13 protein-coding genes and 1 pseudogene are annotated in these 13,341 nt (G+C 69.0%); 12 read left to right on the top strand and 2 right to left on the bottom strand.

Translation table 11 applies throughout. The features are described from left to right. The first annotated feature begins 91 nt into the window (after positions 1–91). From GEV07_12195 to GEV07_12165, 7 genes and pseudogenes are all read left to right on the top strand, one after another. Entirely contained in the window at positions 92–1,972 is a 1,881-nt protein-coding gene (locus GEV07_12195) for a hypothetical protein (GenBank protein MQA03442.1), read from the top strand. 62 nt (positions 1,973–2,034) lie between these two features. Further along, entirely contained in the window at positions 2,035–2,691 is a 657-nt protein-coding gene (locus GEV07_12190; GenBank protein ID MQA03441.1) for a hypothetical protein, read from the top strand. A 14-nt stretch (positions 2,692–2,705) separates the two neighbouring features. Then, positions 2,706–3,644: pseudogene (locus GEV07_12185) on the top strand (peptidase M19). Continuing rightward, a complete protein-coding gene (locus GEV07_12180; GenBank protein MQA03440.1) occupies positions 3,635–4,462 on the top strand; it encodes an ATP-binding cassette domain-containing protein in 828 nt (275 codons plus the stop codon). Before GEV07_12185 ends, GEV07_12180 begins: the two are co-directional and overlap by 10 nt. After that, complete coding sequence (locus GEV07_12175; protein MQA03439.1) at positions 4,422–5,030, top strand: ABC transporter permease subunit; 609 nt, start codon at positions 4,422–4,424, stop codon at positions 5,028–5,030. The genes GEV07_12180 and GEV07_12175 overlap by 41 nt, the downstream gene beginning before the upstream one ends. Before the next feature lie 15 nt (positions 5,031–5,045). Continuing rightward, entirely contained in the window at positions 5,046–5,294 is a 249-nt protein-coding gene (locus GEV07_12170; GenBank protein MQA03438.1) for an ABC transporter permease subunit, read from the top strand. A 34-nt stretch (positions 5,295–5,328) separates the two neighbouring features. Beyond that, on the top strand, positions 5,329–6,456 hold the full coding sequence (locus GEV07_12165) for a PhnD/SsuA/transferrin family substrate-binding protein (GenBank protein ID MQA03437.1): 1,128 nt from the start codon (positions 5,329–5,331) through the stop codon (positions 6,454–6,456). 51 nt (positions 6,457–6,507) lie between these two features. Here GEV07_12165 and GEV07_12160 read toward each other — a convergent pair whose 3' ends face one another. Further along, positions 6,508–7,380, bottom strand: a complete 873-nt coding sequence (locus tag GEV07_12160; GenBank protein MQA03436.1) for an SIS domain-containing protein — start codon at positions 7,378–7,380, stop codon at positions 6,508–6,510. An 84-nt stretch (positions 7,381–7,464) separates the two neighbouring features. Between GEV07_12160 and GEV07_12155 the strand changes: the two genes are divergently transcribed. The 5 genes from GEV07_12155 (at position 7,465) to GEV07_12135 (ending at position 12,605) form a co-directional block, all read left to right on the top strand. Then, the gene (locus tag GEV07_12155; protein MQA03435.1) at positions 7,465–8,598 is read left to right on the top strand and encodes an FAD-dependent oxidoreductase; all 1,134 of its coding nucleotides are present in this window, start codon (positions 7,465–7,467) and stop codon (positions 8,596–8,598) included. A gap of 22 nt (positions 8,599–8,620) precedes the next feature. Further along, a complete protein-coding gene (locus tag GEV07_12150) occupies positions 8,621–9,991 on the top strand; it encodes a sodium:glutamate symporter (GenBank protein MQA03434.1) in 1,371 nt (456 codons plus the stop codon). A gap of 81 nt (positions 9,992–10,072) precedes the next feature. Then, a complete protein-coding gene (locus tag GEV07_12145; protein ID MQA03433.1) occupies positions 10,073–10,987 on the top strand; it encodes a metal ABC transporter substrate-binding protein in 915 nt (304 codons plus the stop codon). Then, a complete protein-coding gene (locus GEV07_12140) occupies positions 10,984–11,718 on the top strand; it encodes an ATP-binding cassette domain-containing protein (protein MQA03432.1) in 735 nt (244 codons plus the stop codon). Before GEV07_12145 ends, GEV07_12140 begins: the two co-directional genes overlap by 4 nt. Positions 11,719–11,777: 59 nt before the next feature. Further along, on the top strand, positions 11,778–12,605 hold the full coding sequence (locus tag GEV07_12135; protein MQA03431.1) for a hypothetical protein: 828 nt from the start codon (positions 11,778–11,780) through the stop codon (positions 12,603–12,605). On the opposite strand, the gene GEV07_12130 is transcribed toward GEV07_12135, so the two are convergent. Then, positions 12,595–13,278 carry a metal-dependent transcriptional regulator gene (locus tag GEV07_12130; GenBank protein ID MQA03430.1) on the bottom strand — a complete coding sequence of 228 codons (684 nt, stop codon included), beginning with the start codon at positions 13,276–13,278 and terminating at the stop codon, positions 12,595–12,597. The genes GEV07_12135 and GEV07_12130 overlap by 11 nt on opposite strands. Between the last annotated feature and the right edge of the window lie 63 nt (positions 13,279–13,341).

The raw sequence follows: 13,341 nt of genomic DNA, 5'->3' as shown, positions 1-13,341 counted from the left end.
CGTATCACGGTGGCAAGAGAACTGGTCTTGGACAGATCACACCGCCCCGGCTGTACTTGTCGCACGCAACCAGCGAACCGAGAGGAGCTCGATGCTGCCAGCAGAGTCCGTCGCCACCGCGGTTCCCCTACGGCCCCCCGCCGTGGTCATGCAACCAGCTCGGCTGGCGGCGCTTCAGCCGACGCGACTCTCGGCGTCGCGGGCGTTGGTCAACCGGATGACCCGTGACGGCTGGCAGGTGCGGGTCGTCGCGTGGGACCTGGATGGCGCGGGACGCGGCGAGGCACGGTTCCGGGTGTCGACCGGTCAGCTGGAGTTCGAGTTCCTGGTCTTCTCCAACGAGCCGGACCCGAAGGGCCGTTCACCGCGGATCATCGGCCAGAGCTGGGACATGATGGGTGCACTCGTCGAGGCGCCGGTCGACGAAGACGACGTCGGCCGTACCCGCGAGGAGCTGCCGAAGCTGTATGCCGGCCGCGCACCGAGCAACACGCTTGTCTGGTGCCGGGCCAACCGGAGCCTGTGGGCGTTCGACGCCGCCGTGCCTGCGCTCGCCGCCGGCCGTACCCGCGAGGAGCTGCCGAAGCTGTATGCCGGCCGCGCACCGAGCAACACGCTTGTCTGGTGCCGGGCCAACCGGAGCCTGCGGGCGTTCGACGCCGCCGTGCCTGCGCTCGCCGCCGGCCGTCAGTCGGACCTCGCCGAGCTCGCCCGAATCGGTTACCTGATGCGGAACACCGGCCTGGACGCGAACGGCACCTTCGGCACCAGGCCGTTCCGGTCGTACGGGGCAGAACATCCGCTGCGGCAGCCGTACCAGGCGCAGCTGCTCGCCGCCTACCTGATGCGGGAGTTCAGCCTGGACCTGGCCGAGCACCTGGCCCAGACCCGGAGCCGGGCGGCGGTGCCGTTCGACCCGCAGCTCAGGCGCTACGTGGGGCTGGGGAACGGTTCCGGGCTGGGCCTCGTGCTCTGGGTCAACTGGCACCCGCAGATCGTCGCGCGCTGGATCGAGCTGCGCGAGCTGGCACTCGCCCACGCGAAGAGCCTGCCGTTGTCGCCTGACTCGCCGCAGACCGGTCGGTTGATGGACCTGCTCGACCGGGCGATCACCTTCCGTGCCGAGGACCAGACCGTCTACCAGATCTTCGCCAGCGGCACGCAGGTCGCGAGCGAGCTCGCGCACCAGGCCAGACACCGGTTGGTGGAGTTCAGGGCACACGGCACGATGGACGGCAGGCCCCGCGAGCTGCCGCTCGCCTACCTCGCCGACCAGGTCGATGCGACGGCAGGGATGGAGACGGCGGAGACGCTCCATGCACTCCTGGTGGAGTTGGTGCCGACGGTTGCGGACGAGCTGCTGGACCGGCAGATCGTCGAGAGTGTGCCTCAGGCGGACCCGCGGATGACCGTCGCCGAGTTCCGCGACCTGCTGCACGCCGAGTACGCCTGGGCGCTGCACTCCGAGGCAGAGACCACTGGCGACGATCGCTACGTCTGGTACAAGTCGAGGAACGCAGAGGAACCCAGGCGCGGACCGCGCGATGAGGTTCCCGACGGCACCGTGGACTTCGCCGTCGACCTACCCGAGCTGTTGCCGCGGCTCGACCGTGACCTGCGTGGCGCCGAACAGGACGCACCGGTCGGGTTCTTCCTGCTGCGGCACCCCCAACACCGCGCATGGGTGCAACGAATACAGCACCTCCGAGGGGTCGACTACCACTCGCCGGCGATGTACATGCGCAGCGAGCACTTCCGGCCCGCAGAGATCATCCGGCTCGTCAACGTCGCCTTCTACGGGTTGGACAAGACGTGCGACTTCCTCAACCGCAACCTGCGCGGACTGCTGTTCCACGGTGCTCCGAGCAGGAGCGACCTGACGGCAGGGAGAGGTCCACACCAGGACTGGTTCTGGCCGACGCGACCGGCGGGCGTCGCCGGGAACTCGACGCTCTCGGCGGTGGGCTCGTGAGGAGAGCTGCGAGCGAGCCGCCGACCGGCGTGTTGCGGGTGTCGCCGAGAGAATGCCGGCTGGTGGTAGATCGCCTGCTGCTGTTGCAGGGGTTGCCACTCGGGGCGGTGCCGCCGATCCGGGACGCCGTGCTCGCGTGCGAGTCGGCGGGTCTCGACGCGTTGGCCGAGTTGGTGACCGGACTGGATGCCGGTACGGCTGCCCGGCCGGGCGAACTCGTGGTGACGGAGTCAGGCTGCTCGGTGACGAGCGTGGACTGTGTCGCCCAGCACGCGCTGCTCGTGCTGCCGGCACTGCTCGACCTGGTGCGCACCGTCGGTGTGGTCGGTGAGCACGAGCTGCGCGTACGGGAGGTGCGAAGCGCGGCGTTCCTCGGTGGTCTGAGCGCGTCATTGGGCGCCGGTGACCCGACGGTCGAGGTCACATCGGAGTCGGGGGAGTGCGTGGTGAAGGTACGCCCCTGTGGGCAGCTCGCACCGGAGGACCTCGTGCCGTACGAGTCGGCGCCCACGGGCATCGGCGTCGACGAAGAGCTGTGGTGGCGGCTGTACCGGAAGTCGAACCTGGTGCTGTCGCCGGACGATCCGGTGTCCCGGCGGCACGCGGGCGCGACGTTGATCGACGAAGCGGGGCGCGTCTTCGGCGACACCGACGAGGTCGTCGACAAGGACCTCTACCAGGGCCGCACAGCACCTGGGTTCGACGAGACACGAGTGTAGGGAGAGGAAGCGGAATGCTTTTCGTGGACGGCCTCGAATGCAGCAACGACCGAGAGGTCCTTCTCGACCTGCGCACCGGTGGCGTCGGATGCGTCACGGCGACCCTCGCCTTCTGGGAGGACGCACTCGAGACGATGGAGAACATCGCCCGGTGGCGTGACCTGGAACGCGACAACGAGGACCTGGTGGAGATCGCCGTCACCGCTGCGGACATCGAGCGCATCCACGCGGCAGGGAAGACCGCCATCCTGCTCGGCGCACAGAACTCGACGCCGTTCAACGAGCGCCTGCGTTTCGTCGAGCTGTTCTGGCACATGGGGATGCGGGTCTGTCAGCTGACCTACAACAACCAGAACACGTACGGCGGTTCCTGCTACGAACCGGCGGACTCGGGGCTGTCGCGGTTCGGGCGCGAGCTGGTCGACGAGATGAACCGCGTCGGTATGCTGGTCGACCTGTCCCACGTAGGGGAGCGGACAGGCCTGGACGCGATCGAACACTCGGCCCAACCGGTGGCCGTCACACATGCCAATCCTGCTTCGGTGTTCGCACATCCCAGGAACAAGGGAGACGACCTGCTGAAGGCGCTCGCAGAGCGCGGCGGCGTGCTGGGTCTGGCGGCGTACCGGAACATCACTGGCCCATGGGGCGAGTCCCCGGACAAGTGGGCCGAGTTGGTGGAACGCGCAGTCGAGATCCTCGGCGTCGAGCACGTCGGGATCGGCACCGACCTGAGCACGAAGACAGGACAGGTCGAGCTGGAGTGGATGCGCAAGGGACGCTGGACCCGCCGCACGCAGTACGGTGCCGGCACACCGGAGCGTCCAGGAAAGCAACCGCCACTGGACTGGCTCGCCAGCGCCGCCGACTTCCCGAACATCAAGGAGGCGCTGGTTCGGCGGGGATTCGCCGAACCAGACGTCGAAGCGGTGATGGGCGGGAACTGGCTACGACCGAGCTGGACGACAGGCCTCCTGCCACGGCGCAGGAGCCGATCGTCGTCGACGATGTGTCGCACACCTTCCGCGCGAAAGGCCGGGCTGTGCACGCGCTCTCCAGGGTGTCGCTGGACATCCCGAGCGGCGAGTTCGTGTCGCTCATCGGCCCGAGTGGATGCGGGAAATCCACCTTGCTCAAGGTCATCGCCGGCCTGGTCGCTCCTGAGGCGGGAACCATCACCGTAGGGGCGGCTCGCGTCGATCGGCCCCGCGAGGAAGTGAGCCTGGCGTTCCAGAAACCCACACTGCTGCGATGGCGTACGGCGCTCGACAACGTGCTGCTGCCGATGGCGATCCGTCGCCAGCTGGGCAAGGACGTACGCGCGTACGCCATGGACCTGCTGAAGTTGGTGCACCTGGACGGTTTCGAGCGGCACTATCCCAAGGAGCTGTCCGGCGGGATGGAGCAGCGCGTCGCCATCGCGCGGGCGCTCGTGAGCAAGCCGTCCGTCCTGCTGATGGACGTGCCGTTCAGCGCGTTGGACGAGTTCACCCGTGAGGAGCTGAACGACGAGCTGTTGCGTATCTGGCAGGCGGAGCCGAAGACGGTCGTGTTCGTCACGCACAACATCACCGAGGCCGTGCTCCTGTCCGACCGGGTGGTGGTGATGCAGCCGCGACCCGGCCGGATCTGGGAGTCGATCCCCGTCGAGTTGCCTCGCCCGAGGAGCGCCGCTCTGCGTACGGACGAGGCCTTCTACGAAACGGTGCGCACCGTGCGCAGATCGCTCGATGCCGCACGGCGGCTCGAGGAGGACGGCGACAATGGCTGACACGAAGCTTGCCGACCGCTCGAGCAGCATCGCCGGCATCGCGGAGACCGGGGAGACCCCGAGCCTGACCAGAAACCGTCGCCTGCGGGCGGGAGCCGCACCGCTGTTGTCCGCGGCATTCCTCGCGTTGATCCTGGTGACCTGGGACCTGCTTACCCGCTTCGGCATCGTTTCCGGGTTCATCCTGGCCGCACCGGTCGACGTGGTTGCGGCACTCGTCGAGAGCGTCACGTCGGGACAGCTCTGGCCGCACCTCTGGGCGACCGCCACCGAGACACTGCTGGGCTTCGCGATCTCCCTGGTGGCCGCGGTGGTCATCGGTTCGCTGTTCGCTCTCTCGCCTGTGATCCGCAGGGCGATCTATCCCTACATCGTGGCGTCACAGACCTTTCCGAAGGTCGCCGTCGCGCCGCTGGTCGTTGCGGCGTTCGGGTACGGGCTCGCCCCGAAGGCGGTGCTCGCCGTACTGCTCGCGTTCTTCCCGATCCTGGTCAACACGATCGCCGGGCTGACGGAGATCAGTGACGACGAGATCGACCTGTTCCGGTCCATGCGCGCGAGCAAGTAGCAGGAGCTCCGCTACCTGCGGATCCCCAACGCCCTGGCATTCATCTTTCCCGCGCTCAACAGCGCCGCGGTGCTGGCGCTGATCGGAGCGATCGTCGGGGAGTTCGTGGCTGCCCGGGTGGGTGTCGGTTACGCGATCAAGCTCTACGCGGACACCGGAGATACCGCGGCGACGTACGCGATGTTGATCGTGCTCGCGGCGTTCGGGCTGTTGATGTACGGCGCGCTCACCGTGCTGGAGCGCGCGTTTCGACGTAACCGGTGATCGAAGAGCATCACCTGATGAAGGAGGGCAACCCATGCTCCGGATAAGGCCCCGCAAGACCTTGCAGGCATTGGGCGCCGCGTGTGCGGTGGTGGTACTCGCGGCGACAGCGTCTGGCTGCGGAAGCGGCGGGTCGGAGGCGTCGGACGGGAAGTCGCAGCCCATCACGTTCGTCGGTCCCGACAAGGCGCTGACCGCGGCGTCCGCGTCGTACACCTCGGTGCCACTCGCCGCCGGGTACTTCGCCGACGAAGGGCTCGACGTGAAGATCCAGGCGGTGGACGGCGCTACCTCGGCGGTGAAGGGCGTGGTCACGGGCAACGCGTTCATGACGTACGCGTCGCTCGCGTCGACGATCGCCGCGTACCACAGGGATCCCAACATTCGGATCATCGGCATGACCAACGGCAACATCTTCGAGATCGCGGTGCCGGGGAAGAGCTCCGTACGCAAGCCCGCGGACCTGAAGGGGAAGACGATCGGTGTTCCCAGCTTCACCTCTGGCAGCTTCCTCTACACCAAGGGTGTGGTGAAGCAGGCAGGTCTCGACCCGGAGCGCGCCGTGGAGTTCCTCCCCGTCGGACTCGGTGCGCAGGCCGCGGAGGCGTTGCGCACCGGCAAGATCGACGCGTACGGCGGCTGGGACTCGCCGAACCTGGTGATCGGTGACCTGCTCAAGACGAAGATGCGGGTCCTGCCGTCTCCGCTGAACGACGTGACGGGTACGTCGACTCTCGTCGTCCACGCCGACACGTTGGAGGAGCAGCCGAAACAGGTCGCGAAGCTGGCCCGCGCATTCTTCAAGGCGATGGTCTTCTCGGAGACCAACCCGGAGGCGGGCATCGGCATCCATTTCGAGAAGTTCCCCGAGTCGCGTCCGGTGGGCGTGTCGAAGAAGGTGGCCAAGGACCAGTCGGTGCGGATCCTGGAGCGACGGCTGGAGCTCACCGGTGGCAAGGCGAGTACCGGTGGCTACGGCAAGCAGGACATCGCCGAGGTCCAGGACACCGTCGACGCCTTCGCCAAGTACGGCATCATCGAGGAGGGCATCGACCTGAAGAAGGTCGACCTGGTCGACTACAGCCTGGCGGCGCAGTACAACGACTTCGACGTGCGGAAGGTGCGGCGGGAGGCTCGCGAGCATCGCACCGCCGAGGGGTGACCGTCCGCTTCGACGAGGCCGGCCGGGCGGGCTCCGACCCGTCCGGCCGAGTCACTCGTCGGTGTCGAGGGTGGTGCCGGCGACGATTTCCGTGCGGAGCTGGGTCAGGGCTTGGCGTGCTGCTACGGCGCTGACTCGGTCGCGCTTGGCTAGCTCGAAGGTGAGGGCGTGGGCGAGCAGGATGTCGACGAAGTTCTCGCTGACCGTGGTTGCTGCGGCTTGCGGTACGTTCAGCACGACGTCCACGCGGTCCTGCATCTCCGGGCCCAGGGTCTGCGTCACTAGTACGACGGACGCGCCCACCCGGCGCGCCTGGGCGACTGCCACGTCGATCTCGTGGAAGTGGCGCAGCGGCGCGTAGATGACGACGACGTCCGCCGCGCCGATGCCGAGCAGGGGGTCGGCGAGCCGTAGGCCGGTCTGCGTGATCGCGTGCGCGCGCCGGCGGATCCGGGACAGCTCGAGCACGTGGTACTCGGCGATCAGGCCGGCCGGGCCGATGCCGTAGACCCAGATCGTCTGCGCGGTGTCGAGCAGGTCGACGGCACGCCGCCACGAGGTCTCGTCCAGCTCCTCGGGCAGCTGCGCCAGCAGGGTCGTGGCGTCGGTGAGCATCTGGTCGAGCACCGGGCCGAGCCCGGTGTCGGCGCGCGCCAGCCGGTGTTCGAGCACGGCGGCCGGGTCGCGCGGGTTGGTGACCTTCGCCATCAGCGCCCGCTTGAGCTCGCGCAGCCCGGAGTAGCCGAGCTTCCTCGCGGTACGGACGACGGTGGCGTCGCTTGTGCCGGTGGCGGCGGCGATCTCCGCGGTGGACGCCGTCACCGCGTCGTGCGGCCGGTCCAGCAGGAACTCCGCGACCGTGCGCTCCTGGGGTGACAGCCGGCCCGCGGCGGCGGCCACCTGAGCGGAGAAGTCCTCACTCATCGATGAAGTTTCCACTTCAATCTTGTCTTCTGTATGAAATTCAAACTACAGTCGCGCTCATCCATCGCACAATGGAGGACGCGCGTGCAGTTCCGGTTCGTGATCGTCGGTGCTGGAGTGTACGGGTGCGCGACGGCGTGGCACCTGGCACGACGCGGGGCGGACGTCGTCGTGCTTGAGGCGGACGAGATCGCCTCAGGCGCGTCCGGTGGGCTCGGCCGGCGCGGCGTGCGCGCGAACCGGCGGGCGGGGGCGGAGCTGCCGCTGATGGCGATGGCCTATCCCATCTGGCAGCGGCTCGCCGACGACCTGGGCGCGGACCTCGGCTACGAGCGGTTCGGTGGGCTGAACCTGGTCGAGCAGGAGGTCACCGGCACCCGGGGCGGCCTGGTCAGCCTGGAGGCGGTGGCCTGGCGGCAGCGCGCGCTCGGCATCCCCACCGAGGTCCTCGACCGGGCGCACCTGAAGGAGTACGAGCCGGACGTCACGGACGCGATGCAGGGGGCGTTGTGGTGCCCGCTCGACGGCGCCGCCGACCACACGGCGACCACCCGCGCGTTCGCCGCCGCCGCGAGGCAGGCCGGCGCGGTGATCAGGGAGCACACCCGGGTGCGCGAGCTGGTCAGGTCCGGTAACGAGGTGACGGCCGTCGTCGTGGAGGACGGCGACCGGATCGAGGTCGGCGAGGCAGTGCTGCTGCTGAACAACGCGGGGGTCGGCGAGCTGGTCGCGGGGTTCGGCGACCAGCTGCCGGTGTGGCACCTGTTCCCGCAGGTGCTCACCGCGCGGGCGGACGTCCAGCCGTGCCGGCACCTGGTCGGGCACGACCACCGGGTGCTGTCCATGAAGCCGCACGGCGACGAGGTGATGATCTCAGGCGGGTGGCGCGGCCGGTGGAACCCCGACACCGGGCGCGGCGAGCCGATCCAGGAGCACGTCGACCGCAACCTCGCCGAGGCCAGGTCGGTCTATCCCGCACTGGCGAAGGCAACTGTCGGCGAGGTGGACGTGAGCCGCGCCGAGTCGTGCTGCGTGGACGAGATCCCGGTCATCGACGCCCTGCCGTCCGTACGCAACGTCGTGGTGGGCACCGGCTGGTCCGGGCACGGCTTCGCCATCGCGCCTGCGGTGGCGTCGCTGCTGGCCGACTGGCTCACCGAGCAGGTCAAGCCGAGTGCGCTCGTCCCCTTCAGGTACGGCCGATTCGGCAGTCCGTAACGGCTGCAAGCGAGGAGTCGCCATGTTCCCGACAGAGACCGTCGACAACCTAGAGACCCTGCTGTTCGCCGTCGTCGTGCTCGGCATCCTCGTCTTCGCCGGTGTCCTGCTGCGGGTCGGGATCCGCCCGCTGCGCAAGCTGTTCCTGCCGGCCGCGCTGCTCGGCGGTGTGATCGGTCTCGCGCTCGGGCCGTACGGCTTCGGTCTCTTCCCGGAGTCGATGGTGGCGACGTGGGCGGCGCTGCCGGAGATGCTCGCGACGATCGTGTTCGCGCCGATGCTGATGGGGGTGCGGCTGCCGCGGCTGCGGGAGACGTACCGGCTCATCGTGCCGCAGCTGCTCTTCGGCTACATGGGCTCGTTCCTGCTGATCGGGGTGCCGCTGATCGTCTCTGCGCTGGTGCTCACGCCACTGTGGAACGTCGACGGCATGTTCGGCAGCCTGGTCGAGACCGGTTGGCCGGGCGGCCACGGCACCGCGGGTGCGATGGCCGAGGTGTACGAGTCGCGCGGCTGGTCGGCCGGCGGCTCGCTCGGGCTGACCTCCGCCACCGTCGGGCTCATCTTCGGCATCACCGCGGGCATGGCGCTGGTGAACTGGGGGATCCGCCGCGGGTACGCCAGCAAGGCCACCGCGGGCGAGGCGGAGTACGACGACCGCAGCAGTGACGTCCTGCCGGAACAGCGACGGACGCCGATCGGTCGGACGAGCTTCAACAAGGACCTGATCGACTCGCTCGCGTTCCACGCCGCCCTCGTCGCGGTCGCGATCCTCATCGGGTGGGTGCTCCAGTACTTCGTGGACCAGGTCGTGGCCGGCATGCCGTTGTTCCCGCTGGCCATGCTCGGCGGCGGCCTGGTGCAGCTGGTCATCGGCAGGACCCCGCTGCGCGACACCGTCGACACGGCGAGCCTGCGCACCATCCAGGGCCTCGCCCTCGACCTGCTGATCGTCTCTGCGGTCGCGTCGATCGAGCTGCCGGTGGTGGTCGACAACGCCGCGGCGCTGGCCATCCTCATGGTGCTCGCGGCCGGCCTGTCGGTCGGTTTCTTCTTCCTCGCCGGGCCGCGGCTCTTCGAGCAGGACTGGTTCGAGCAGGCGATCGTGAACTTCGGCAGCCTGACGGGTGTGTCGTCGGTCGGCCTGATGCTGCTGCGCACGTTCGACCCTGGGCTGAACACCGTCGCAGGCAAGGCGTACGCGCTGCGGGCGCCGTTCCTCAGCCCGTTCATCGGCGGCGGTTTGATCACCACGCTGGTGCCGATCGTCGCGGTGAGCCGCGGCCCGCTGGTCACCGGGGCGGTCTCCGTCGGCCTCTTCCTCGTGCTGCTGCTCGTGGCGCGGCTGCTCGGCTTCTGGAACAGGCATGGACTTCGTCATGTCGACGTATAAACTACGTCCAGACGAACTTTTGCCAGCGCCGGTGGTGGTCGTGCCGGCGAGGAGGACCGTTTGGACGTACGAGGGAACGCGCTGCCGCGTGCCCGTGCCCCCGTCGCCTGGCTCCTCGCGCTGGTCATGGCCGTCGGCACGGCGGGGTGCATCCCGCGCAGCGAGCTCGCCGACGGCAAGGTGGTGCTCACCACGTTCACCGTGCTGGCGGACATCGCACGCAACGTCGCCGGTGACCACCTGCGGGTGGAGTCGCTGACCAAGGTCGGCGCGGAGATCCACGGCTACGAGCCGACGCCTGGCGACCTGAAGCGGGCCTCAAGGGCCGACCTGATCCTCGACAACGGGCTGAACCTGGAGGCGTGGTTCGCCAAGTTCGTGGCCAACCTGGACGTCGAGCACGTCGTGGTCAGCAAGGGCGTGGACGCCATCGACATCGCGGAGGACGCCTACGCGGGCCGGCCGAACCCGCACGCGTGGATGTCGCCGCTGAACGTACGGACCTACGTGGACAACATGGTGGACGCGTTCAGCGAGCTAGACCCCGACCATGCCGCCGACTACCGGGCCAACGGCAAGGCGTACGAGAAGCGGCTCCAGCGGGTGCAGGACCGGTTGGTCGCCGACCTCGACGAGCTGCCGGCGGGCAAGCGGGCGCTTGTCACGTGTGAGGGCGCGTTCTCGTACCTGGCCAGGGACGCCGGGCTGACGGAGAGGTACATCTGGCCGGTCAACGCGGAGCAGCAGGCCACGCCGAAGCAGATCACCGGGGTGATCGGGTTCGTCAGCACGAAGGACGTGCCGGCGGTGTTCTGCGAGTCGACGGTGTCGGACAAGCCGATGCGCCAGGTGGTGGGCGCCACTGGCGCCCGCTTCGGCGGCACGCTGTACGTCGACTCGCTGTCCGGGAAGGACGGGCCGGTGCCGACGTACCTCGACCTGATCAGGCACGACGCGTCGACGATCGTCGACGGTCTGAGGGGAGCAGGCGGATGAGTGCGCCTGCGCTGCGCGTGCACGACGTCGTCGTGCACTACGGTGAGGTCCGTGCGCTCGACGGTGCCTCGCTCGAGCTCACCGCCGGACGGGTGTGCGGGCTGCTCGGGATGAACGGGTCGGGCAAGTCCACCCTGTTCAAGGCCATCATGGGCGCCGTCAAGCTCGACCGCGGATACGTCGAGATCGCCGGCGAACCACCGGCGAGGGCGCGGAAGGCGGGCGTCGCGGGCTACGTGCCGCAGAGCGAGGACGTCGACTGGGCGTTCCCGCTGTCGGTGCGCGACGTCGTGACGATGGGCAGGTACGGCCTGATGGGCCCGACCCGCCGGGCCAGGGCAGCCGACCGCGCGGCCGTCGACGACGCGCTGGCGCGGGTGGAGCTGACCGAGTACGCGGACCGCCAGATCGGTCAGCTCTCCGACGGGCAGAAGAAGCGGGCGTTCGTGGCGCGCGGCATCGCTCAGGGGGCGAGCCTGCTGCTGCTCGACGAGCCGTTCGCCGGCGTGGACAAGCGGTCCGAGGCGACCATCGTGCGGTTGCTCCGCGAGCTCGCTGCCGGCGGCGCGACGGTGTTCGTCGCGACGCACGACCTGCACGCGGTGCCCGAGCTGGCCGACGAGGCGGTGCTGCTCATGCAGCGGGTGCTCATGCACGGCGAGCCGAGCGAGGTGCTCCGCCCGGAGAGCCTGGCCCTGGCGTTCGGCGTCGACGTGTCGGCGAGTGGGTAGCGGACGCCATGGCCGACTACCTCTACCTGCTGCTCGTCGAGCCGTTGACGCAGGGCTTCATGCTCCGGGCGTTCGCCGCGGCCCTGGTCGCCGCGGTGGTGTGTGCGGTGCTCTCGTGCTGGCTGGTGCTGATCGGCTGGTCGCTGATGGGTGACGCGGTCTCGCACGCGGTGCTGCCCGGTGTCGTGCTCGCGTACATCGTCGGCGCCCCGTTCGCGGTCGGCGCGGTACTGTTCGGGTTCCTCGCCGTCGCGCTCATCGGCGTGGTTCGTGGAACCAGCAGGGTGAAGGAGGACGCCGCGATCGGGCTGGTGTTCACGACGCTGTTCGCCCTCGGGCTCGTGCTGGTCTCCGTGACGCCGAGCCAGACCGACCTGAACCACATCATCTTCGGCAACCTGCTCGGTGTCGACACGGGGGCGCTGGTGCAGATCGTGGTGCTCGGCGCGGCTGCGCTCGGCGTGCTGCTGGTGAAGCGACGCGACTTCACGCTCTACGCCTTCGACCCCACGCACGCGCACGCCATCGGGCTGAACCCACGGGTGCTCGGCGCCGCACTGCTCGGCCTGCTCGCCGTCACGTCGGTGGTCGCCCTGCAGATCATCGGGGTGGTGCTCGTCGTGGCGATGTTGATCATCCCCGGCGTGACGGCCTACCTACTCACCGACAGGTTCGGCCGGATGCTGGTGGTCGCGCCGGCGATCTCAGCAGCCGCGACCACGGTCGGCACGTACGCCAGCTACCACGCAGACACTGCACCGGGCGCGACCATTGTGCTCACGCAGGGGGTGGTGTTCGCCTTCGTCTACCTCTTCGGCCCGCGCCGCGGGCTGGTGAGCAGCCGGCTCACGGGTGGTCGGCGGCGGAAGGCGACGGTCACGACGTAGCGGGTGGCGACACCCAGATGGCGGACGCGGCCGCGCCGCCGAGGCTGGTCGACGTGTCCTTCCCTGCCACCCGGACGACGACCGTGCCGGAGTACGGCTCGCTCTCCATGACGTCCAGCTGCGCGTCCAGCACGATGCCCTGGGTGGCGAAGTACTGCAGCATGGCCGGATCGGCGTCGGAGATGCGCTGCACCACGACCCGGCTGCCGGCCATGCCCGACGACAACGGTGCTGCGCGGGGCGCGGTCACCGCGCCCTCCGCGGAGGGGATCGGGTCGCCGTGCGGGTCCCGCGGCGGATACTGCAGCAGCCGGTCGATCCGGTCGATCATCAGGTCCGACACTGCGTGCTCGAGGGTCTCGGCCTCGTCGTGCACCTCGTCCCACCGGTACTCGAGCACCTGCACGAGGAACGTCTCGATCAGGCGGTGCCGGCGGACCATCGCCATGGCGTGCGAGCGGCCGGCGTCGGTCAGGTCGATGGTGCCGTACGGCGCATGCGCCACCAGGCCCTGGCTGGTCAGCTTGCGCACCCCGTCGGACACCGTGGACAGGCGCAGTCCCATCCTGTCCGCGATCACCGATGCCGTCACCGGTGAGTCTGACCACTCCTGCAGGTTCCAGATGGTCTTCAGGTAGTTCTGTGCGCTCGACGACAGTTCGGACACGCCCATACGCCAAAGCCTAGCTTCGGCCGGTGTGCCGGGCGTCACTGCTGGGGCGGTGGCCCGAAGTTA

This window comes from Streptosporangiales bacterium (assembly GCA_009379825.1).
In the GTDB taxonomy this organism is placed as follows: Bacteria; Actinomycetota; Actinomycetes; order Streptosporangiales; family WHST01; genus WHST01.
This window is presented reverse-complemented; position numbering and strand designations above follow the sequence as displayed.

Coding starts and splice junctions, on each gene's coding strand:
- GEV07_12195 (MQA03442.1), top strand. CDS start 92: ATGCTGCCAGCAGAGTCCGTCGCCACCGCGGTTCCCCTACGGCCCCCC.
- GEV07_12175 (MQA03439.1), top strand. CDS start 4,422: ATGCCGCACGGCGGCTCGAGGAGGACGGCGACAATGGCTGACACGAAG.
- GEV07_12165 (MQA03437.1), top strand. CDS start 5,329: ATGCTCCGGATAAGGCCCCGCAAGACCTTGCAGGCATTGGGCGCCGCG.
- GEV07_12160 (MQA03436.1), bottom strand. CDS start 7,380: ATGAGTGAGGACTTCTCCGCTCAGGTGGCCGCCGCCGCGGGCCGGCTG.
- GEV07_12150 (MQA03434.1), top strand. CDS start 8,621: ATGTTCCCGACAGAGACCGTCGACAACCTAGAGACCCTGCTGTTCGCC.
- GEV07_12140 (MQA03432.1), top strand. CDS start 10,984: ATGAGTGCGCCTGCGCTGCGCGTGCACGACGTCGTCGTGCACTACGGT.
- GEV07_12135 (MQA03431.1), top strand. CDS start 11,778: ATGCTCCGGGCGTTCGCCGCGGCCCTGGTCGCCGCGGTGGTGTGTGCG.
- GEV07_12130 (MQA03430.1), bottom strand. CDS start 13,278: ATGGGCGTGTCCGAACTGTCGTCGAGCGCACAGAACTACCTGAAGACC.